Origin of the sequence: Noviluteimonas gilva, from assembly GCF_009740395.1 — a bacterium.
Classification (GTDB): domain Bacteria; phylum Pseudomonadota; class Gammaproteobacteria; order Xanthomonadales; family Xanthomonadaceae; genus Noviluteimonas; species Noviluteimonas gilva.
Map to the genome: position 1 here is coordinate 634,753 of NZ_WOXT01000001.1, position 21,677 is coordinate 656,429.

At 68.1% G+C, this 21,677-nt stretch carries 21 protein-coding genes and 1 tRNA gene; 13 read left to right on the forward strand and 9 right to left on the reverse strand.

The genetic code is table 11. The features are described 5' to 3' along the window. Position 1 precedes the first annotated feature (1 nt). Genes GN331_RS02915 through bioB form a run of 3 tightly spaced genes read right to left on the reverse strand, consistent with a single transcriptional unit; the run spans position 2 to position 3,237 of the window. The gene (locus GN331_RS02915) at positions 2–994 is read right to left on the reverse strand and encodes a multidrug resistance efflux transporter family protein (RefSeq protein WP_156640168.1); all 993 of its coding nucleotides are present in this window, start codon (positions 992–994) and stop codon (positions 2–4) included. Then, entirely contained in the window at positions 991–2,208 is a 1,218-nt protein-coding gene (bioF, locus tag GN331_RS02920) for an 8-amino-7-oxononanoate synthase (RefSeq protein ID WP_156640170.1), read from the reverse strand. The genes GN331_RS02915 and bioF overlap by 4 nt, the downstream gene beginning before the upstream one ends. Before the next feature lie 3 nt (positions 2,209–2,211). Beyond that, positions 2,212–3,237 carry a biotin synthase BioB gene (bioB, locus tag GN331_RS02925; protein WP_156640172.1) on the reverse strand — a complete coding sequence of 342 codons (1,026 nt, stop codon included), beginning with the start codon at positions 3,235–3,237 and terminating at the stop codon, positions 2,212–2,214. A gap of 49 nt (positions 3,238–3,286) precedes the next feature. Between bioB and GN331_RS02930 the strand changes: the two genes are divergently transcribed. After that, entirely contained in the window at positions 3,287–4,036 is a 750-nt protein-coding gene (locus GN331_RS02930; protein WP_156640174.1) for a ComF family protein, read from the forward strand. A 17-nt stretch (positions 4,037–4,053) separates the two neighbouring features. Here the strand turns inward: GN331_RS02930 and GN331_RS02935 are convergent, their stop codons facing one another. Together GN331_RS02935 and ubiA are read right to left on the reverse strand one after the other, a co-directional pair. Continuing rightward, a complete protein-coding gene (locus tag GN331_RS02935) occupies positions 4,054–5,475 on the reverse strand; it encodes a short-chain fatty acid transporter (protein ID WP_156640176.1) in 1,422 nt (473 codons plus the stop codon). Continuing rightward, positions 5,476–6,387 carry a 4-hydroxybenzoate octaprenyltransferase gene (gene ubiA, locus GN331_RS02940; RefSeq protein WP_156640178.1) on the reverse strand — a complete coding sequence of 304 codons (912 nt, stop codon included), beginning with the start codon at positions 6,385–6,387 and terminating at the stop codon, positions 5,476–5,478. 62 nt (positions 6,388–6,449) lie between these two features. On the opposite strand from ubiA, the gene GN331_RS02945 reads away from it, so the two are divergent. The 4 genes from GN331_RS02945 to zapE all read left to right on the forward strand — a co-directional run bounded on the left by GN331_RS02945 (position 6,450) and on the right by zapE (position 9,046). After that, positions 6,450–6,526, forward strand: a tRNA-Arg gene (locus tag GN331_RS02945). A gap of 113 nt (positions 6,527–6,639) precedes the next feature. Further along, positions 6,640–7,155, forward strand: coding sequence for a c-type cytochrome (locus tag GN331_RS02950; RefSeq protein ID WP_331713341.1), 516 nt, complete (start codon positions 6,640–6,642; stop codon positions 7,153–7,155). 113 nt (positions 7,156–7,268) lie between these two features. Beyond that, entirely contained in the window at positions 7,269–7,952 is a 684-nt protein-coding gene (locus GN331_RS02955; RefSeq protein WP_156640180.1) for an alpha/beta hydrolase, read from the forward strand. Continuing rightward, the gene (gene zapE / locus GN331_RS02960; protein ID WP_156640182.1) at positions 7,949–9,046 is read left to right on the forward strand and encodes a cell division protein ZapE; all 1,098 of its coding nucleotides are present in this window, start codon (positions 7,949–7,951) and stop codon (positions 9,044–9,046) included. The genes GN331_RS02955 and zapE overlap by 4 nt, the downstream gene beginning before the upstream one ends. Here the strand turns inward: zapE and GN331_RS02965 are convergent. Next, the gene (locus tag GN331_RS02965; protein ID WP_197426981.1) at positions 9,043–10,380 is read right to left on the reverse strand and encodes an APC family permease; all 1,338 of its coding nucleotides are present in this window, start codon (positions 10,378–10,380) and stop codon (positions 9,043–9,045) included. The two genes, zapE and GN331_RS02965, sit on opposite strands and share 4 nt — an antisense overlap. Positions 10,381–10,455: 75 nt before the next feature. On the opposite strand from GN331_RS02965, the gene queF reads away from it, so the two are divergent. The 4 genes from queF to GN331_RS02985 all read left to right on the forward strand — a co-directional run bounded on the left by queF (position 10,456) and on the right by GN331_RS02985 (position 14,613). Then, positions 10,456–11,271, forward strand: coding sequence for an NADPH-dependent 7-cyano-7-deazaguanine reductase QueF (queF, locus tag GN331_RS02970; RefSeq protein WP_156640186.1), 816 nt, complete (start codon positions 10,456–10,458; stop codon positions 11,269–11,271). Positions 11,272–11,368: 97 nt separating this feature from the next. Beyond that, positions 11,369–11,701, forward strand: a complete 333-nt coding sequence (locus GN331_RS02975; protein WP_156640187.1) for a LysM peptidoglycan-binding domain-containing protein — start codon at positions 11,369–11,371, stop codon at positions 11,699–11,701. Positions 11,702–11,726: 25 nt separating this feature from the next. Beyond that, entirely contained in the window at positions 11,727–12,239 is a 513-nt protein-coding gene (locus GN331_RS02980) for a hypothetical protein (protein ID WP_156640188.1), read from the forward strand. A 145-nt stretch (positions 12,240–12,384) separates the two neighbouring features. Next, positions 12,385–14,613 (forward strand): NADP-dependent isocitrate dehydrogenase, encoded by a 2,229-nt coding sequence (locus tag GN331_RS02985; protein WP_156640189.1) that lies wholly within the window; start codon positions 12,385–12,387, stop codon positions 14,611–14,613. Between the two features lie 48 nt (positions 14,614–14,661). Here GN331_RS02985 and GN331_RS02990 read toward each other — a convergent pair whose 3' ends face one another. After that, positions 14,662–14,898, reverse strand: a complete 237-nt coding sequence (locus GN331_RS02990) for a hypothetical protein (protein WP_156640190.1) — start codon at positions 14,896–14,898, stop codon at positions 14,662–14,664. A 106-nt stretch (positions 14,899–15,004) separates the two neighbouring features. Here GN331_RS02990 and GN331_RS02995 point away from each other — a divergent pair, with 106 nt between their 5' ends. The 4 genes from GN331_RS02995 (at position 15,005) to GN331_RS03010 (ending at position 18,713) form a co-directional block, all read left to right on the forward strand. Further along, positions 15,005–15,907 (forward strand): LysR substrate-binding domain-containing protein, encoded by a 903-nt coding sequence (locus GN331_RS02995; protein ID WP_331713342.1) that lies wholly within the window; start codon positions 15,005–15,007, stop codon positions 15,905–15,907. Positions 15,908–16,135: 228 nt separating this feature from the next. Next, positions 16,136–16,900, forward strand: coding sequence for a class I SAM-dependent methyltransferase (locus GN331_RS03000; RefSeq protein ID WP_156641208.1), 765 nt, complete (start codon positions 16,136–16,138; stop codon positions 16,898–16,900). Between the two features lie 34 nt (positions 16,901–16,934). Continuing rightward, on the forward strand, positions 16,935–17,477 hold the full coding sequence (locus GN331_RS03005; RefSeq protein WP_156640191.1) for a pseudouridine synthase: 543 nt from the start codon (positions 16,935–16,937) through the stop codon (positions 17,475–17,477). Positions 17,478–17,597: 120 nt separating this feature from the next. Beyond that, a complete protein-coding gene (locus GN331_RS03010; RefSeq protein WP_156640192.1) occupies positions 17,598–18,713 on the forward strand; it encodes a hybrid sensor histidine kinase/response regulator in 1,116 nt (371 codons plus the stop codon). 3 nt (positions 18,714–18,716) lie between these two features. Here the strand turns inward: GN331_RS03010 and GN331_RS03015 are convergent, their stop codons facing one another. Both GN331_RS03015 and hrpB read right to left on the reverse strand, forming a co-directional pair. Further along, a complete protein-coding gene (locus GN331_RS03015) occupies positions 18,717–19,085 on the reverse strand; it encodes a hypothetical protein (protein ID WP_156640194.1) in 369 nt (122 codons plus the stop codon). 83 nt (positions 19,086–19,168) lie between these two features. Then, positions 19,169–21,661, reverse strand: coding sequence for an ATP-dependent helicase HrpB (gene hrpB / locus GN331_RS03020; RefSeq protein ID WP_331713343.1), 2,493 nt, complete (start codon positions 21,659–21,661; stop codon positions 19,169–19,171). Positions 21,662–21,677: the final 16 nt, after the last annotated feature.

Sequence of the window (21,677 nt, forward strand, 5' to 3'; positions counted from 1 at the left end):
CTCATGTGTGCGGCCCTTCGGGCAACACGATCGGCGGCGCCTTCGGCCGCGACACGAGCCACGCGAACAAGCCGATGCCCGCTATGACGAGGCACGCACCCCACAACGCGATGCCGCGCGGCCACGTTTCGCCGAGGAACAGCGCGCCGAGCGCAATGGCGAAAATCAGTTCCGCCGCTTGCATCGCTTCCGCGGCGCCGAGTGCCGCTGGCAGGTCGCGCACCATGCCGGTGGCCTTGAAGAACAGGATCGTCGCGATGATGCCCGCGCCCAGCGCAACGCCGGCGGCGAACGACACCTGGGACAGCGTCGGCGCGCCCACGTGCTGGTACGCGAGGATCGCCACGAGGATCCAGGCCGGCTGGCTGGCGAGCGTCATTCCGAACACGCGCTGCGTGGCGCTGAGATGTTCGCCGGTGCGCTCCAGGTGCAGCAGCAGCAGGCGATTGCCGATCGGATACAAGGTCGCGGACACGAGCACGCACACGAGCGCGATCCACGCCGCGCGATCGAGCCGGCCTTCCGCATAGCCGAACTGCAGCAACACCACGCCCGCGAGGATCACGCCGCCGACGCCGAGCGCGGCCATCGGCACCTTGCGCCGCGCATCGCGATACAACAGCGGCGCGCACAACATCCCGGCGACCACGGTGAACTGGAAACTGCCCGCGATCAGCCACGACGGCCCGCTCGATGCGGCGTACGACAAGCACAGATAGAACGCGACGAAACCGATCGTGCTGCACGTCAGCCACGCCACCGGATGCGCGCGCATCGCGCGCCACACCGGTGCGATGCCGCCCTGCCAGAACACGAGCGGCAGCAGCAGCGGCAAGGTGATCAGGTAACGCAACGCCGCGATCCACGCCCAATGCCCGCCGTCGTTCGCGGCCGCGCGGTTCAACACGTAGGTGAGGGTGAAGAACAGCGCCGACAGCAACGCGACGCCGATGGCCGCAAGTGCGCGGCGCCCGTCGTGCGCGCCGTGCGTCATGCGTGCGCGGCGATGGGTTCGGCGTGGGTTCCGAAGCCGTGGCCGACCGCTTCGCGCGACCAGGCGAGCGCATCGACCAGCGCGTCGACTTCCTGCAGCGAATGCAACGCGGAGAGCGTGACGCGCAGGCGCGACTTGCCGTCGGGCACGGTGGGCGGACGGATCGCGGAGACCCAGAAGCCCTGCGCTTCCAACGCCTGCGCGAAGGCGAGCGCGTGCGCTTCGTCGCCGCACAGCAAGGGTTGGATCGGCGAATGCGAGGGCAGCAGTTCGAACCCGTGCTTCGCCGCGCCTGCGCGGAAACGCGCGATCGAGGTGACGAGTTTTTCGCGGCGCCATTGTTCGCGGCGCGCGATCTTCACCGCGGCGAGCGACGCGGCGGCCTGTGCCGGCGGCAACGCGGTGGTGTAGATGTACGGGCGCGCGGTTTCTTCCAGGTGCGCGATCAAATCAGCATCGCCGACCACCGCCGCGCCGTAACTGCCGAGCGCCTTGCCGAGCGTGACCAGCTGCAGCGGCACTGCTTCAACACCCAGGCGTGCGGCAGCGACGGTGCCGCGGCCTTCTGGGCCGAGCACGCCGACGCCGTGCGCATCGTCGACATAGAAGAGCGCGTTCTGCACGCGCGCGATCACGGCGAGTTCGCGGATCGGTGCGACGTCGCCATCCATGCTGAAGACGCCGTCGGTGGCGAGCATCGCGGCGCCGTCGGGCATGCTGCGCAACTGGCGCAGCGCGCCTTCTGGATCCAGGTGCGGATAGCGGCGGAGCTTGCAGCCGGAGACGCGCGCGGCGTCGATCAGGCTCGCGTGGTTGAGGCGATCCTGCACGCAGACGTCGTCGTCGCCGAGGAAGGCCTGCACCACGGCGAGGTTCGCGAGATACCCGCTGCCGAACAGCAGCGCGCGCGGCATGCCCAACCATTGCGCGAGTTCACGTTCGAGCGCGTCGTGCGTGGCGTGGTGGCCGCAGACCAGGTGCGAGGCGACACCGCCCGCGCCATCGCGCGCCGCTGCGTCCTGCATCGCGTTGACGACGGCGAACTGTTGCGCGAGGCCGAGATAGTCGTTGCTGCAGAAGCCGGTGAGCCAATGGCCGTCGACCTCGAAGCGGACGCCGTCGCGCCGCGTGACGCTGCGACGCACGCGCGTGCGCGCATTCGCCTCGCGCTGGGCGCGAGCGGCGGCGACGCGATCGTGCAGGCGCGGGCGCATGGGTCAGGCGGCCTCGCCGGTAATGGCGGCGTGGACGGTGGTGCTGCAGTCTGACGCCACTTCGGCCGCCGCAACGTGCATGGGTCGCAGTCCGAGGCGTTCGAACAGCCGCTGGTCGTGTTCGGTATCCGGGTTGCCGGTGGTCAGCAGCTTCTCGCCGTGGAAGATCGAATTGGCGCCGGCCGCGAAGCACAGGGCCTGCAACTCGTCGCTCATCGTCTCGCGGCCGGCCGAGAGGCGGACCATCGAGCGCGGCATGAGCAGGCGAGCGACCGCGATCGTGCGGACGAATTCGAACGGATCCAGCAGCGCGGTGCCCGACAGCGGCGTGCCTTCGACCTGCACGAGGCGGTTGATCGGCACCGAATCCGGGTGCGCCGGGAGCGTGGCCAGCGTGTGCAGCAGGCCGGCGCGCTGTTCGCGCGATTCGCCCATGCCCACGATGCCGCCGCAGCAGGTCTTCATGCCCGCGTCGCGCACGTGCGACAGCGTGTCCAGGCGATCCTGGAGTTCGCGCGTGTGGATGATCTCGCCGTAGAAATCCGGCGCGGTGTCGATGTTGTGGTTGTAGTAGTCCAGGCCCGCGTCGCGCAGGGCGTTGGCCTGGTCGCCGGTGAGCATGCCGAGGGTGGCGCAGGTTTCCAGGCCGAGTGCCTTCACCTCGCGGATCATCGCGGCGACCTTCGGGATGTCGCGATCCTTCGGCGAGCGCCAGGCGGCGCCCATGCAGAAGCGGGAAGCGCCGGCGTCGCGTGCCTGGCGTGCCTTCGCCACGACGTCCTCGGTGCTCATCAGCTTCGTGGCCTGCACGCCCGTGTGGTAACGCGCGGCCTGCGGGCAGTAGCCGCAGTCTTCGGGGCAGCCGCCGGTCTTCACGGACAACAGGGTGGAGACCTGGACTTCGGTCGGGTCGAAGTGTTCGCGGTGAACGGTGGCGGCGCGATGCAGCAATTCGGTGAAGGGCAGCGCGAACAGCGCCAGCACTTCGTCGCGGGACCAGTCGTTGCGCACTTGGCTGACAGCAGGCATGGGAGTTTCCCGACAGCAATGGCGATACAGGCCGGGCAGTCTGGAAACCATGTCAGTCGCTGTCAACCAACGCTCGCTCCCGCAGGTTGACGGGCTCCGCGCCCGCCTCGGGTTCTGGCTGCGCAACGATGCCAGCCGCCTGCTCTGGCCCGGCCGGTGCCTGGCGTGCCGCGCGCCGGGGATCGCGGGGATGGACCTGTGCGCCGCCTGCGAACAAGCCTTGCCGCGAATGCCCAACGCTTGCCTGCGGTGCGCACTGCCGCTTCCGCAGTCCGGGACGTGCGGGATGTGCCGCCGCCGGCCGCCGCCGCTGCAGGAGGTCCACGCGGCCTGCCTGTATTCGGCACCGGTCGATCGGCTGCTGCCGCGCTTCAAGTTCCATGACGACCTCGCCGCGGGCCGGTTGCTGTCGCAATTGATGGCGGAATCCTTCGCGAGCCTGCCTTCACCCGATGCGCTGATCGCCGTGCCGCTGCACACCGGGCGATTGCGATCGCGTGGCTACGACCAGGCGTTGGAACTCGCGCGACCCCTGGCGCGCGCGTTGCGGGTGCCGCTGCTCACCGGCGTGCTGGAGCGCACGCGTGCGACCGCGCCGCAATCCGAACGCGCGGCGGCGGCGCGGCGGCGCAACGTGCGGCGCGCCTTCGCCGTGCGGCGCGATGCGGCGGTGCCCGCGCATGTGGTGCTCGTCGACGACGTCATGACCACCGGCGCGACCTTGCACTCGGCGGCGGAGGCGTTGCTGCGCGCAGGTGCGTCTCGCGTCGATGCGTGGGTGTGCGCACGCGTGCCATGACAGCGCGCGCCGAACCCTCAGGGCATCACGGGCGGCACGTAGGCCAGCGTGCTGCCGAGCAGCCACAACAATCCGAGCACGAGCGGCACGTGCACGAGGAACTGCACGAACGTGAAGCCCACGATGTCGCGCGCCTTCAATCCCAACACCCCGAGCAGCGGCAGCATCCAGAACGGGTTGATCAGGTTCGGCAGGGCTTCGGCGGCGTTGTAGATCTGCACCGACCAACCCAGGTGATAGCGCATCTCGTTGGCGGCCTGCATGACGTAGGGCGCTTCGATCAGCCACTTGCCGCCACCGGACGGCACGAAGAACCCGAGTACCGCCGAATACGTGCCCATGACCAGCGCGAAGGTGTCGTGGCTCGCCACCTGCACGAACACGTGCGACAAGCGATGCGCGAGCGTGGCGCCATCGCCGCCGGGCGCGGCGGTGAGCAACATCGCGATGCCGCCGTACAGCGGAAACTGGATCAGCACGCCCGCGGTGGACGGCACGGCCTTCGCGACGGCGTCGAGGAAACTCCTCGGCCGCCAGTGCAACAACAATCCCAGGGAGAGAAACACCAGGTTGTAGGTGTTGAGGTCGGCGATGGCGACGCTCGCCGGGCGCGAAGCGAATTCGCTCGCGAGCCAACCGAAGGCGAGCAGCGACAGTGCGATCGTGATCAGCGGGCTGAATTCCAGCCATTCGCCGGGGCGCGTGCGGCGCGTCGTGGTCTCCGATGTCGCAAGTTGCTGCACTTCCGGCGGCGCGCCACGCGCGGCCTCGCCCACGGGCGCGGTCCACCAGGCAATCGCGATCGACACCGCGATCAACACGGCCGTCAGCACGATCGATTGCCACAACAAGATCGTTTGCGAGAACGGGAGGATGCCGGTGATCGCGAGCAGGGCCGGCGGCATGCTCGCCGGATTCGCCTGCAACTGCGCGGCCGACGAACTCAAGCCCATCGCCCACACCGCACCGAGTCCGAGATACGCGGCGGCGCCGGCGGCGCGGTAATCCATGCCCAACTCGGTGCGCCTGGCGAGCGCACGCACGAGCAAGCCACCGAACACCAGCGAGAACCCCCAGCTCAACAAGGAGGTGAGCATCGAGACGGTCGCGACGAAGGCGACGGCGCCGCGTCCCGTGCGCGGCACGCGCGCCATGCGGTCGATCGCGCGCGAAACGATCGGCGCACTGGCGAGCACGTATCCGCCGATCACGACGAACACCATCTGCATCGTGAAGGGGATCAGGCTCCAGTAGCCCTTGCCGAAAGCTTCCGCGGTCGCGCGCGGCGTGGCGCCGAATCCGAGCGCGGCAAGCGCGACGATGGCGACGCCGAGCGCGGCGAACACGTACGCATCCGGGAACCATCGCTCCGCCCAATCGGCGCAGCGCAACGCGAGGCGCGAAGGCCAGGCCGCGCGTGTCGCGGGGTGCGTCGCCATCTAGTGCGACGCCTGCCAGTACGCAACCGCGATGCCGGCGAACACACTCATGCCGACCCACTGGTTGTGCAGGAACGCGCGGAAGCATGCGTCGCGTTCGCGATGGCGTGCGATCACGAATTCGTAAGCGACCAAAGCACCCGCAACGCCGAGCCCGATCCAGTACGCCATGCCCAAGCCCGCCTGCCGGCCGACCAGCCACAGCGCGAAGAACGTCGCCGCGTACAACACGCCCTGTGCGATCAGGTCCATGTCGCCGAACAGGATCGCGGTCGATTTCGCGCCTGCGCGCAGGTCGTCGTCGCGGTCGACCATCGCGTACCAGGTGTCGTATGCCGTGGCCCAAAGGATGTTGGCGCCGTAGAGCACCCAGGCGATCGGCGGCACTTCGCCGCGAATCGCCGCGAAGGCCATCGGGATGCCCCAGCCGAACGCGAGGCCCAGATACACCTGCGGCAGATATGTGTAGCGCTTGAGATACGGGTAGCTCGCGGCGAGCAGCACGCCGACGGCGCTCATCCACACGGTGAGGCGATTCATCGTCAGCACCAGGGCGAAGGCGGCCAGCATCAGCACCGCAAACACCATCAGCGCTTCGCGTCCACCGACCTTGCCCGACGCGATCGGGCGGTTCCGCGTGCGCTCGACCTGCGGATCCAGCCAGCGGTCGGCGTAGTCGTTGATGACGCACCCACCCGAGCGCGTGAGCCACACGCCCAGGGTGAAGACGATCAGCGTCCAAAGCGGCGGTATGCCTTCGGCGGCGACCCACAGGCCCCACCACGTCGGCCACAGCAGCAACAGCCAGCCGATCGGCCGGTCGCCGCGCACGAGCTGCCAGTACTGGCCGAGGCGTTCGCGCCAGAACGGCACCGGCGGAGGGATCGGCACGTAGTCGCGTTCGTAGCTCATGGTCCTCCCCCTCTGTGCGAGAATGCGCGCCCCGCGGCCTCCGTGGGGTGTGCCAACGCGATGCGCCCGTAGCTCAGCCGGATAGAGTAGTGGCTTCCGAAGCCATTGGTCGGGGGTTCGAATCCCTCCGGGCGCGCCATCGTCCCCGTCCCGTGGGGGCCTTCGCACCTGCGGCTCGCGCCAGACGTGCCCTTCTGGAATAATCCCCGGCTCTTTGTTGGCTCTGCGCGGCAACGCGCCCCTGGACGGATCGTGCGCAACTACGACCTCGACTTCCTCAAGAAATTCTCGATGGTGATCGGCATCCTGGCCGCGCTCACCCTCGCCCTGATCCTGTTCGCGCATCACCTGCAGGGCACGCTGGTGCCTGAGCAGGATCCGGCCGTCGCCAAGCGCACGCTGGATCGCATCGCCCCGGCCGGCGCGGTGTATGCCGGCCAGACCGGTGCCGCTGCCCAGGCTGCCGCGGTTGCGGCCGCTGCCACCAAGGCCGCCTCGCAGGTCGCCTACGGCGGCACGATGGATGGCGGCGCGATCTTCGGCAACCTCTGCACCGGCTGCCACACCTCCGGTGCGGGTGGCGCCCCGACGATGACGGTCGCCAGCTTCGGCGCGCGCGCATCCAAGGGCAAGGACACGCTGTACAAGCACGCCATCGAAGGTTTCACCGGTGAAGGCGGCCACATGCCCCCGAAGGGCGGCAACCCGGCGCTGACCGACGACCAGGTCAAGGCCACGGTCGACTGGATGCTCGCGAACGTGAAGTAAGCCGTGGCCCGCGCAGGCGGGAAACCACAGCAGCGAAGAACGCCGCCCCGAGCGGCGTTTTTCTTTTCCGGACTTCCCACGGCGCAAACCCGCCCTGCGGCATCATTCGCCCCATGACCGCCTCCACGCCCCCCGGCGTCGCACCCGCCGACCATGCCTTCACCATCGACGGCCCCGCAGGTCCGATCGAAGCCGCCTGCGATGACCCCGAAGGCGACGCGCTCCAGTTGCCGATCGTCGCCGTGCTCTGCCATCCGCTGCCCACCGAGGGCGGCACGATGCACAACAAGGTCGTGACGATGGCTGCGCGCGCGTTCCGAGAATGCGGTGCGAAGACGATCCGCTTCAACTTCCGCGGCACCGGCCAGTCGGCGGGCACCTTCGACGAAGGCCAGGGCGAGGCCGACGACCTGCGCACGGTCGTTGCGTATGCGCGCGAAAAATTCCCGGGACATGCGCTGTGGCTCGGCGGCTTCAGCTTCGGTGCGTACATCTCGTACAAGTGCGCGCACGAATTGAAACCGGGCCTGTTGTTGTCGATCGCGCCGCCTGTTGGCCGCACCTGGAACTTCGACGACATCCCGCATCCCAATTGCCCATGGATCGTGATCCAGGGCGAAGACGACGAGATCGTCGACGCGCAGGCGGTGAAGGCGTGGGTCGCGACGCTGCAACCGCAGCCCGAATTCATTTCGATGCCCGACACGAGCCACTTCTTCCACCGCAAGCTCATGGACCTGCGCGGCGCGATCAAGTCCGCCGTGCGCCCGTGGCTGCCGGATCCGGCGAACGGATGAGCACGCATTCGAATCCGTCGGCGGCCTACGCCGCCGGCGTCGCGCGCGGCGAATGGCAGGACGACGCGGCACAGCATCCGGCGCTGCGCGAACTCGACCGCCTGCACGATGCGCTCAGCGCACCGGCCGCCAACGTCGGTCTCTTCTCGCGCTGGTTCGGGAACGACGCACCGGACGCACCGCGCGGCCTCTACCTCTGGGGCGGCGTCGGTCGCGGCAAGACGTTCCTGATCGATCTGTTCTACGACGGGCTGCCGATCGCCGAAAAACGCCGCACGCATTTTCATCGCTTCATGCGCGAAGTCCACGAGGGCCTGCGCGCGCACACGGGCGAACGCGATCCGCTGTCCGCCATCGCGAAGCAATGGCGCGAAACCCTGCGCGTGATCGTGCTCGATGAATTCTTCGTCAGCGACATCGGCGATGCGATGCTGCTCGCGCGCCTGCTCGAGCGCCTGTTCGCCGAAGGCGTGGTCCTCGTGACCAGTTCGAACGCCGCGCCCGCCGACCTGTACAAGGACGGCCTGCAGCGCGCGCGTTTCCTGCCGGCGATCAAGCTGATCGAAACCCACTGCGCCGTCGTGTTCCTCGACAGCCCGCACGATTACCGGCTCCGCGCACTCACGCGTTCACCGGTGTATCGCGCGCCGCTGGATGCGGAGTCTGACGCGTGGCTGCACGAACGCTGGGACACGCTGAGCCACGCATGTCCGCGCGAAGAGGATCCCTTCGTCGTCGACGGCCGCACGATTGCGGCGCGTGGGCGGGCCGAAGGCATGGGGTGGTTCGATTTCGCCGCGCTGTGCGAAGGCCCGCGCGGCACGTCGGACTACATCGAACTCGCACGTGAATGCCACACGGTGCTGCTCGGCGGCATTCCGAAATTCTCGGTGCTCAACGACGACGCCGCGCGCCGCTTCGTCAATCTCATCGACGAGTTGTACGACCGGCACGTCAACCTGGTGTGCACCGCCGATGCGCTTCCGATGGGGCTGTATTCCGGCGATCGCCTGGTCGCCGCGTTCGAACGGACTGCATCACGTTTGGTCGAAATGCAGTCGTCCGACTACCTGGCGCTCGAACACCGCCCTTAAGGCGCGCGCTTGCGGTTGAGGTGCAGGCCGGCGTAGATCGCCACCAGCGCGGCGAGCGCGACGCCGATCGCGGTGAGCTCCTTCGACGTCAGCGTGAACACCACCAGCACCATCGAGGCGACGGCGATCAGCGGAATCACCGGGCCGCCGGGCAGCACGAACGGCGCGTCGCCGCGTTCGCGCAGATCCTTGCGCTGCGCCCACCACGCCGCAAAGCTGACCAGCCCGTACACCAGGCAGATCGCGCCGCCGGAAATCAGCGCGAGCGTGTCGAAGCTGCCGGCGATCGCGAGGATCCAGGCCGGCGTCGCGTGCGCGATCAGCGCGTTCATCGGCACGCGGTGCGTTTCGGTGACGCGACCGAAGACGCGCGGCAAATAACCATCGCGGCCGAGCGCATAGACCAGGCGCGAGGTGCCGAGCAGGTTGCCCATCATGAAGCCGGTCATCGAGATGCACGCGGTGATGAGCAGCAGGATGCGTCCCGGACCCCACAACGCGCCGGCGGTGTCGGCGACCGGCACCTTGCTCGTGCCCAGGCCCGCGCCGAGCACGCCCTGGCCGACGATCTGCAGGCCGAGATACAGCAGCACGACGAGCAGGATCGCGGCGACCGTCGCGCGCGGCACGTTGCGCGAGGGATCGCGCAATTCGCCGGACGGTACGAGCGCGGTTTCCATGCCCGAGTACGCGAACATCACCAGCGCCATCGACGCGCCGAGCGCGGTCCACGACGGCACGTCGCCGACCGAGAAGCTCACCAGGTTCCAGTCGACGAACCAGATGCCGATCGCGGCGAGCAGGAACAACGGCGTGAGCTTCAGCGTCGCCAGCGCGACGATCGCGCGCGCGCCGATTTTCACGCCGAAGGCATTGAGCGCGAACAACACCGCGTACACGCCCGTGATCAGCAACGCGCGCGGCACCGGGCCGGCGAGCGCCGGCACGAGGTTGGCGACCTGTTCCGACAACGCGGCGGCGACGCCTGCTGATGATGTGATGTTGCTGATCCACATCAACGCGCCCGCGATGAATCCGGCGAACTGCCCGAAGGCCGCGGTGAGATAGGTATACGGGCCGCCCGTGGCGGCCACGCGGCTGCCGACGGCGGCGAAGCACAGCGCGATGGGAATGATGGCGAGCGCGCCGGCGATCAGCGCGATGGGCGCTGCGATGCCGACCTGCGTCGACAACGCGGCCGGCATGCGGAAGATGCCGCCGCCGATGATCACGTTGATGACCGCCGCGGTCAGGGCGAAGGTGCCGACGGCGCGGATCAGTGCGGCTTCGCCATGGACGGCGCCGAGCGCGGGTTGCTGCGAACGCTGGTCCATCGTGTCCTCCCCGGTTGACGGCCGAGCGTCGCACAGGTGACGCACCGCGCGCGAGCCCCCTCGTAGAATGCGCGGATGACGTCCCATGAATTGCCGCTCGGCCGCCCGGTCGATTACCCGCGCCACTACGACCCCGGCCTGCTGTTCCCCATCGCGCGCGCCCTGGGCCGCACGGCGCTGTCCCTGCCGAGCGAAGGCGCGCTGCCCTTCGCCGGGCACGACCGCTGGCATGCCTATGAACTCTCGTGGCTCGATGCGCGGGGCAAGCCGGTCGCGCGCACCGCAACGTTCACCGTGCCGGCCGAATCGCCGAACCTGGTCGAATCCAAGTCGCTGAAGCTCTATCTGAATTCCTTCAACGCCACGCGCTTCGACAGCGATGCGCAGGTGCGCGCGCGGATCGCCGACGACCTCGCGCAAGCCGCGGGCGCGGCCGTCGACGTGCGCTTCGGTCTGCCGCCGATGGTCGGCGACGAGGACGATGTACTCGACCTCGACGCGCTCGAAGTCGACATCGACGACTACGGCCCGCCGAATGCCGCGTACCTGGCGTGCGTGGGCGAGATCGTCGAATCGCGCGTGCGCTCGGCCTTGCTGAAATCCAACTGCCCCGTCACCGGCCAGCCCGACTGGGCCGAAGTGCGCATCGACTACCGCGGCCCGCGCATCGAGGCCGAAGGTCTGCTGCGCTACCTCGTCAGCTTCCGCGACCACGCCGAATTCCACGAGCAGTGCGTCGAGCGGATCTTCACCGACCTCAGCACGCGTTGCCGCCCCGAGCGGCTCTCGGTCGAAGCGCTCTACACGCGTCGCGGCGGCCTGGACATCAATCCCTGGCGCGCCACGCCGGGCCTGTCGCCGCCTGCCCAGGTGCGTGCACTGCGCCAGTGAGGCCGGGAGGCCCCGATGTCATGAAGTGCGCTTAACGAGGGCCGTGCTTCCCTGCCACCGTCCCCGGCCGCCCCCGTCGCCGGGGGGAGCACTGTCCATGAGCAACGACAAGAAGCCCGACTTCAGCGGCGTGCAAGGCACCGTCCGCAGTACCGAAGGCGTGGTGCCGGAAAAGCCCGACTTCAGCGGCGTGAAAGGCACCGTGCGCGGCGAAGGCCTGGCGCCGGAGGGCACGAGTTACACCGTGCAGAAGGGCGATACGCTTTCGCACATCGCCAAGGCGCATTACGGGCGCGCGAGCAAATGGAAGGCGATCTTCGATGCCAATCGCGACCAGCTCGACGACCCCGACCGCATCCAGCCCGGCCAGGTCCTCCAGATTCCCGCGATCGACCTCGACGGCGACGGCCAGGCCGACGCGCCGCGTTGACACCTCATCCCGCAAGGAGCTCCCAATGAACCGCAATCGAATCCTGCTTCCGCTCGCCGCCGCCCTGCTCGCCACGCTCGCCGTGGCCGGCTGCAAGAAGAAGGAACCGGTCGAAACGCCGACCACCTCGCTGCCGCCGGCCGCCGCCACGTTGTCGACACCGGCGCCCGCACCCGCGCCGATGCCGACCGCCGCCTCGGCGACGGTCATGGCCGTCGACCTCGGCAATGCCGCCGGCGCCGACATGAAGATCACCTCGCCGACGAACAGCTTCGGCACGAAGGACAAGATCATCGCCGCGGTCGCCACGCACGTCAGCGATCCGGCCGCCACCGTGCCGGCGAAGATCGCCGCGAAGTGGTCGCACGTGGACAGCAGCCAGACCGTCAGGGAAGACGCCCGCGACGTCCAGCTCAAGGGCGATCAGGTCTGGGACTTCGAGATCACCAACAGCGACCCGTGGCCGACCGGCAAGTACCGCGTCGAAGTCATGCTCGACGGTGCCGTCGTGCAGTCGCGCGACTTCGAAGTGAAGTAAGCGGCCGCAGGCGAACTCATCGAGGGCGCGGCCTGTCGGTCGCGCCCTTTTTCATTGTGCAGTAGCCCCCGCCCGCCGGAACCGCGAAAATGGCGGACCCCGGCGCCGTCCGTCCGCGCCGCCTCCCCTTTTCCCGAGCGCGCGCATGTCGACTCCGCCGAAGATCCTCTACACCCTCACCGACGAAGCGCCGTTCCTGGCGACGCAATCGTTCCTGCCCATCGTCGCTGCTTACACCAAGCCCGCGGGTATCGCGGTGGAAACGCGCGACATCTCGCTGGCCGCGCGCATCGCGTCGCAGTTCAACGACATGCTCGATGCGGCGCACCAGATGCCCGACGATCTGTCCGAACTCGGCCAGCTCGCCACCACGCCCGAAGCCAACATCATCAAGCTGCCGAACGTCAGCGCCTCGGTGCCGCAGCTGAAGGCCGCGATCAAGGAACTGCAGCAGCAGGGCTACAAGCTGCCGAACTATCCCGACGAACCGAAGGACGAGCGCGAAGCCGACATCAAGTCGCGCTACGACCGCGCCAAGGGCAGCGCCGTGAATCCCGTGCTGCGCGAAGGCAATTCCGATCGCCGCGCGCCGCTGTCGGTGAAGCAGTACGCGCGCAAGCATCCGCATCGCATGGGCGCGTGGGCGAAGGATTCGAAGACGCACGTCGCGCACATGGACGGCGGCGATTTCTACGGCAGCGAGCGCTCGGCGACGATCGCCGAGGCCACGACGCTGAAGATCGAATTCATCGGCAAGGACGACACGACGCAAGTCCTCAAGCCCTCGGTGAAGGTGCAGGCCGGCGAAATCGTCGATGCCGCGGTGATGAACGTGAAGTCGCTGTCGCGCTTCGTCGACGCGCAGATCGAAGACGCGAAGGCGCAGGGCGTGCTGTTCTCGCTGCACCTGAAAGCCACGATGATGAAGGTCTCCGACCCCATCCTGTTCGGCGTGGTGGTCGAGCGTTTCTATCGCGACGTGCTCGCGCGCCATGAAGACGCGCTGCTGCAGGCCGGCTTCGAAGCGAACAACGGCATCGGCGATCTGTATGCGCGCCTGCCGTCCTTGCCCGAAGACCTGCGCGCGACGATCGAAGCCGACATCGCGGCCGAATACGCATCGCGCCCGGGCGTGGCGATGGTGAACTCCGACAAGGGCATCACCAACCTGCACGTGCCGAGCGACGTCATCGTCGACGCTTCGATGCCCGCGATGATCCGCGACTCCGGCCGAATGTGGAACGCCAAGGGCGAATTGCAGGACACCAAGGCGCTCATTCCCGACCGCTGCTACGCAGGCATCTACCAGGCGGTCATCGACGACTGCAAGGCCAACGGCGCGTTCGATCCGGCGACCATGGGCAGCGTGCCGAACGTCGGCCTGATGGCGCAGAAGGCCGAGGAATACGGTTCGCACGACAAGACCTTCCATCTCGAACACGACGGTGTCGTGCGCGTGACCGATGCGAAGGGCAACGTCGTGCTCGAACACACCGTCGAAGCCGGCGACATCTGGCGCATGTGCCAGACCAAGGACGCACCGATCCGCGATTGGGTGAAGCTCGCCGTGTCGCGCGCGCGCCTGTCGCACACGCCGGCGGTGTTCTGGCTCGACAAGGCGCGTGCGCACGACGCGCAGGTGTTGAAGAAGGTCGAGGCCTACCTGAAGGACCACGACACCAACGGCCTCGACATCCGCGTGCTCTCGCCGGTCGACGCGATGCTGTTCTCGCTCGCGCGCATCCGCCGCGGCGAAGACACGATCTCCGTCACCGGCAACGTGCTGCGCGATTACCTGACCGACCTGTTCCCGATCATGGAACTCGGCACGTCGGCGAAGATGCTTTCGATCGTGCCGCTGATGGCGGGCGGTGGCCTGTTCGAAACCGGCGCGGGTGGTTCGGCGCCCAAGCACGTGCAGCAGTTCGTCGCCGAGGATTACCTGCGTTGGGATTCGCTTGGCGAATTCCTGGCACTGGCCGCATCGCTCGAACATCTCGCCGAGCGCTACGGCAATCCGCAGGCGCAGGTGCTCGCCGATGCGCTGGATGCGGCGAACGCGAAGTTCCTCGATGAAAACAAGTCGCCGGGCCGCAAGCTCGGCACGCTCGACAATCGCGGCAGCCACTTCTACCTGGCGATGTACTGGGCGCAGGCGTTGGCGGCGCAGGACACCGATGCGGCGTTGAAGGCGAAGTTCGCGCCGGTGGCGAAGGCGCTGACGGACAACGAAGCGAAGATCGTCGAAGAGCTCAATGCGGTGCAGGGCAAGGCCGTCGACATCGGCGGGTATTACCACCCCGACATGGCAAAGCTCGCGAAGGCGATGCGGCCGAGCGCGACGTTGAACACCGCGCTGGCCTTGCTTGGCTGAGCGTTGAACTGAAACCCCCTCTCCCGATGGGAGAGGGGCGTTGCAGGATCAGCAGTGCGCGATCCCGATCTTCTCGGGCGAAACGATCGCGTCGTTCGCCTGGTGCGGGTCGATCGGGTCGTGTCCGCCCAGCAGCAGGAACGAATCGAACCAGCTCGAACGCTGCTCCTTGTTCGGACGCGGAGCCGGCGTCTGGCCGGTGGCCTCGTCCTCGATGCGGCCATCCACCAGATGGCCCTGCAGCGACAGCAGATCCTTGTACAGACGGGTGGTCTCGGTACGCATGGGCGTGCTCCGTTATTGAGTGAAATGAAAGATAGGCGCATGCTCGGGCCCTGAAAATCGCAAGTTCCGAGAGCTTGCCTTCGATTTCATTCAAGTCGGAGCCACCGTGAGCAAGCCGCCGCTACACGCCCTCCAGGGCTTCGTCGCCACCGCCCGCCTGCGCAATCTGTCGCGGGCGGCCGAGTCGATGCACCTCACCATCAGCGCGCTGAGCCACCAGATCCGCGGGCTGGAGGATCGGCTCGGGCAGCAGTTGTTCGTGCGCAATCCGCGCGGGGTGACGCTGACGATCGACGGCCAGCGATTGTTCGATCGCGTCGCCGATCACCTGGATGCGATCGAACTCGCATTGCGCCCCTTCGGCATGCGGCGCGACGATGTGCTGACGCTGACGCTGATGCCGTCCTTCGCGACCAGCTGGCTCGTGCCGCGCTTGCCGCGCTTCGTCGCCGCGCATCCGCAACTGGAGATCCACCTGCAGTCGACGATCAACGTCGTCGACTTCGAACGCGACGCCGAACTCGATGCCGGCCTGCGCTACGGCCCCGGGCATTGGCCGGGGCTGGAAGCGGTGCACCTGTTCGACGATTGGCTCACGCCGATGGCGAGCCCGGCGCTGATCGAACGCCTCGGGTGCCCGACACTCGAAACGCTCGGCGAATTCCCCTTGCTCGGCGCGCCTGGCGGGCGCTGGACCGAATGGTTCAAGCGCTTCGGCGGGCAGGCGCCCAAGCGCTACGTGGCGAACTTCGACGACTCCGAAACGCTGCACCGCGCGGCGGTCGAAGGCATGGGCATCGTGCTCGGGCGGCTGACGCTGGCCTGGCCGCTGATCGACGCCGGTCGCCTGACGCAGTTGTTCGACGAGCGGCTCAAGGCCGACTTCAGCCATTACCTCGTCTTCCCGCCGCGTTCGCGCTCGCATGGCGGGCTGGCGCAGTTCCGCGATTGGGTGCTCGACGAAGCGGCGCAGTACACCTCCGCCCAGACCGCCGCCGCGCAAACGTGAGGCGGGCGGCGTTACCCTGACGCCCCCTTCGACGGAGTCGCCCCGATGGATCGCAAGCTCGCCGTTCGTCCCCTGGTTGCCTGCCTGACGCTGTCCCTGCTCGCTGCGTGCGTGTCGACCGACCCGAGTGGCGACAACGCCGCGGCGACGGCCGACGCAGCCGCGGCCAGCGCATCCGCCGACAGTGGCTCGGCTTCGGCCAGCGCGTCTGCCAGCGCATCGTCCTCGATGGTCAGCAACGCGACCGGCGCGGCGCTCGACACCGTGCTCGCCGGCGATTGGCGCACGCCGAAGTGGGTCGCGCGCGATCAATACCGCCACCCGAAGGAAACGCTGTCCTTCTTCCTGCTCAAGCCCGACCAGACGGTCATCGAAATCACGCCCGGCGGCGGCTGGTACACCGAACTGCTCGCGCCCTATCTGCGCGACAGCGGCCACTACGTCGCCGCGGTGTGGGACGACAAGATCACCGGCCAGCCGAACTATCGGTACAACCTCAACAAGCAGTTGCGCGAAAAGATCGCCGGCAACGCCGACGTCTACGGCAAGACCGAAGTGCGCATCTTCGATGCGAAGAAGCCCGACTTCGGCCCGCCCAACTCGGCCGACGTCGTGCTGACCTTCCGCAACGCCCACAACTGGGTGGAAGACGGCAACGCCCAGGACTACTTCAATGCGTTCTTCGCCGTGCTCAAGCCGGGCGGCACGCTGGGCTTCGTCGACCATCGCGCGAAGGCGGGCACCGACCTGCCCACGCAGATCAAGAGCGGCTACCTCACCGAGGCATTGGTGAAGAAGTACGCGACGGACGCGGGCTTCGTGCTCGACGGCGAAAGCGAGGTCAATGCGAACGCGAAGGACACGACCGACCACCCGAACGGCGTGTGGACGCTGCCGCCCAGCAACCAGCACGACAAGGCGGACGACGCGAAGTACCAGGCGATCGGCGAAAGCGATCGCATGACGTTGCGCTTCAAGAAGCCCGCGGGTTGATTCCGATCGGCCGCGTCGAACTGCTCTTATCGGTATGACATTGATCGCGTTCAACAAGCCCTTCGGGGTCTTGTCGCAATTCACCGATCGCAGCGTGCCGCCGCGGCCGACGTTGGCCGGCTTCGGCCTGCCGCCGGATGTCTACGCGGCGGGCCGGCTCGACGCCGACTCCGAAGGGCTGTTGTTGCTGACCGACGACGGCCCGCTCGCGCATCGCCTCAGCGACCCGCGGCACAAGCAGGCCAAGACCTACTGGGTGCAGGTCGAAGGCCAGCCGACCGAGGAAGCGCTCGCGCGGTTGCGCGCGGGCGTCCTCTTGAACGACGGCATGACGCTCCCGGCGCTGGCGCAAGCCATCGCGCCGCCCCCGATCTGGCCCCGCGACCCGCCCGTGCGGTTCCGAAAGACGGTGCCCGACGCCTGGATCGAGCTGTCGATCACCGAGGGCCGCAATCGCCAGGTGCGGCGAATGACCGCCGCCGTAGGCCTTCCCACGTTGCGTCTGATCAGAGCGGGGATCGGCGCGCATCGGGTTGAAGGCCTCGAGCCGGGTGCCTGGCAAATTCTTGCGGGCTGAATTGTTCAGCCACATAGTGCGCTTTCGGGAGCTACTGCTCAGTCTTTCTGATACCGTCCCTCTCCCGTTCAGGTTCCGCAACGAGATGGATCTCGGCACGAACCTGGTTGAAGGAACCGCATGCCCGAGTCGTCCACCACAACCGCCGGCCGGATTCTGGTCGTCGACGACCAGCCGGCGAACCTGCGTGTCGTCAGCACCCTGCTGTCGCGCAACGGTTACGACGTGGTCCCCGCAGGCACGGGCGCCGAGGCGCTCGAGCAGGCGCTCGCGGCCACGCCCGACCTGTTGCTCCTCGACATGCTCATGCCGGGGATGGACGGCTTCCAGTTGCTGGGCGAGATGCGGCACCACCCCTCGCTGCAGGACATGCCGGTGATCTTCCTCACCGCCGCGCAGGATCGCGAGTTGTTGCTGCGCGCCTTCGACAGCGGCGCGGTCGACTACGTCACCAAGCCTTTCATTCCCGAAGAGTTGCTTGCACGCGTCGGTGCGCACGTCGCGCTGAAGCAGGCGCGCGACCGCCTCGAGCGTGTTGCGCGCGAGCGCCAGGAACTGGTGAACCTCGTCGCGCACGATTTGAAGAATCCGCTGAGCAGCGTGTTGTTCGCGAGCGACATCCTCATGCAGGACGGCTGCCGCCCCGAGCGCATTCCGCGCTACCTGCAGATGATCCACGAAAGCGCGCACGACGCGATCGGTTACATCCGCCGTTACCTCGAAGGCCAGGAACGCATCGCGGCCGCGGGCGGTGGCGAAGCGCACACGCATCCGGCGGCGTTGCAGGAAACCCTCGAGTGGTTGGCGCAGCGCTACGAATTGCAACTCGAAAGCCGCGGCATGCACCTGCGCCTGATGGTGCCCGACCCCTGCGGCACCGTTGCGATCGATCGCCGCGTGTTGCGCCAGGTGGCGGAAAACCTGATCACCAACGCGATGAAGTACGCCGCCGAGGGCAATGAACTCGCGCTGGAAGTCGCGCGTTCGAGCAACGCCGGCTACTGGCAGTTGCGCGTGCTCGATCGCGGCGCCGGCGTACCGCAGGACAAGCGTCGCGATCTGTTCAAGCCTTTCATGCGACTGAGCGGACGCGAAGACGGTTTGTCGAGCGGCCTGGGGTTGTCGCTCGCGCGGCAGATCATCGTCAATGCCGGCGGCGATCTCTGGTACGAAGATCGCGAGGGCGGCGGGGCGGTGTTCGTGATCGAACTGCCCGCCGCACTCGTCATCGACTGACGCTTATTCCGAAGCGGTCGTCGTTGCGCGCGTGGTCTTGCGCGCGGGGCGCTTGGTGGCCGATGCACGCTTGGCCGGCACGCGGCGCGCGCTGCCTTCGATCGCATCGCGGCCATCGCCGTTCTGCGCTTGCTTCGCCTTCCTGCGCGCCAGATACCAGAGCGCGCCTGCACCGACGACGGTGGCGACCGCGACCACCGGATATTTGCGCACGAACTTCATCGCGACCTTTCCGCCGGTCTTCACCGCGCCGATCTTGACGCCGGCATCCAGCCATTGGCCCGCGCGGGGCACGAGCTCCATCACGTCGCCGCCCCATTTGCCGGCGAGGTCCATCGCGCGTTCGGGCAAAGCGATCAGCTTGGTGTTCATCGTGCAGGCTCCCGTGGGATGGATCGTTGGCTCGGCAGTCTCAGGCTGGCGGCGTTGAGCGTATGTGATCGCGGCGAGGGCGTTCAGGTGCCGCGCGGTTTGGCGCGATGCGTCGCCGTCGCCGACCACGGATCGTCGGGCCACGGATGGCGCGGATAGCGGCCCTTCATTTCCTTGCGCACTTCGGGGTAGGTGCGTTCCCAGAAGCCCTTGAGGTCCTGCGTGACCTGCAGCGGGCGGCCGCCGGGGGAGAGGAGGTGCAAGGTCAGCGGCACGCGGCCTTCGACGATGCGCGGCGTATCGGCCAGGCCGAACAGTTCCTGCAGCTTCACCGCGAGCACGGGCGGGCGCACGCCGTCGTGGTCGTCGACTTCGTAATCGATGCGGCGCTCCATGCCCGAAGGAACGACGATGCGCGTCGGAGCGAGTGCATCGATGCGGCGGCGCAGGTTCCAGTCGACCGTTTCGTGCAATGCGTTGGAAAGCTCGGCGGCGTCGAGTGCATCCAGGCGCGTCTTGCCTTCGAATGCGGGGCGCAACCAGGTGTCGAGCGTGTCGAGCAGGGCTGCGTCGGACAGATCGGGGAAGCCTTCGTCCGGCGCCCATTCGCGCAACGCGCGGACGCGCGCGCGCCACTGTTGCAGAGTCTCGCTCCACGGCAGCGCATCCAGCCCGAGATCGCGTACGGCATCGGTGAGGGCGCGCGCGGCTTGCGCGGGATCGACGCGGCCGGCCGGTTTGGATTCGAGCACGATGCCGTCGAAGCGGCGTTCGCGCTGCGCGACGAGCGCGCGTCGTGCAGCGTCCCAACGCACGGTGTCTTCTTCGACGAAACGCTTGGGGAAGTCGCGGCGCAATGCAGCTTCGTCGACCGGTGCAGCGCGCAGCAGCAGCGCGTCCTTCGCCTCGTAACGCAATTCGCTTGCGACGAGCCACGGTTCGCCGAACAGAGCGCTGTCGTCGAATAGGGTCGCCATGCGGCCGTTCGCGAGCTGATAGCGACGCGGTTGTGTCGGATGTTGGTGCGCGATGCGATCGGGGTAGGCGTGCGCGAGCAGGTCGCCGAGGCGATGTGCGTCGATCGAACGCGGGGATTGTGCGTCGACTTTCAAGCGTCGTCGCCATTGTTTCGCGGCGGCGTCGAGGGCAGCGAATCCTGCACGGCTGCCGCCCGGGTCGTGGCCGCTGCGGAACGCGGCCAACGCGCGCCAGCGTTCGGCGAGGGCATCGCTGCGCGAACGCAATGGATCGCGCGCTTCGATCAATGCGGCGAGATCGCAGGCGAGCGCGCGGTCTTCATCGCGCGTCGGCGCGAGCAGCATCGCGGCCAGGCGCGGATGCGTGCCAAGCGCGAGCATGCGGCGACCCAGTGGCGTGATCGCATCGCCATCGAGCGCGCCCAGGCGCCGCAACAGATCGCGTGCGGCGCCGAGCGCGCCGGCCGGCGGCGCATCGACGAACGACAACGCGTCGCTGCCCCAGGCCGCGAGTTCGAGCGCGAGCGATGCGAGTTCGACCTGCGCAATTTCGGGGCGACGCTGCGGTTCGAGGCGCTGCGACTGCTGCCACAGGCGATACGTCCAACCTTCCGCGACACGGCCTGCGCGGCCCGCGCGCTGGTCGGCGGAGGCTTGCGCGATCGACACGATGTCCAGGCGCGCGAAGCCCGAGTTGGGGTCGTAACGTGGCTCGCGCGCCAGGCCGCTGTCGATCACGATGCGCACGCCGGGCAGCGTGACGCTGGATTCGGCGACGTTGGTGGACAACACGATGCGGCGGCGTTCGCCCGGCGCGAGTACGCGCGCCTGTTGTTCGACGGGCAGTTCGCCGTGCAGCGCGAGGACCTCGATGTCGCGCAGTGCGTCGCTTCCCGCGATCGCTGCGTCGACTTGCGCGATCTCGCGCTGGCCTGGCAGGAACACGAGGACATCGCCGGGATGCTGTGCGACGGCGTGTTCGATCGCGCGGCGCGTTTGCGGCACCAACGCTTCGTCGCGGCGCGCGGGGAAGTGCGCGATGTCGACGGCGTACGCGCGGCCCGCGCTCGTGAGGCGCGGCGCATCGAGGAAACGCGCGAGCCTTTCGCCGTCGAGCGTCGCCGACATCACGACGATGCGCAGGTCTTCGCGAAGCCCCGACTGCACGTCGAGCGCGAGCGCGAGGCCGAGGTCGCCGGCGAGGTGGCGTTCGTGGAATTCGTCGAACAGCAAGGCGCCGACGCCTTCGAGCATCGGATCGTCCTGCAACATGCGCGTGAGGATGCCTTCGGTGACGACCTCCACGCGCGTTCGCGCCGAAATCCTGCTCTCGAAGCGGATGCGGTAGCCGACCGTTTCGCCTGGCGCTTCGCCCAACTGCTTCGCCATGAACCCGGCGGCGGCGCGCGCGGCCACGCGGCGCGGTTCGAGCATCACGATCTTGCGGCCGCCGAGCCAGGCTTCGTCGAGCAAGGCCAGCGGCACCTGCGTGGTCTTGCCGGCGCCAGGCGGCGCTTCGAGCACGAGGCGCGGATGCACCGCGAGGCTCGCGCGGAGCTCCGGCAGCAACGGGGCGATGGGGAAGTCGGCGGCGCGCACGCGCGAAGTCTACGGT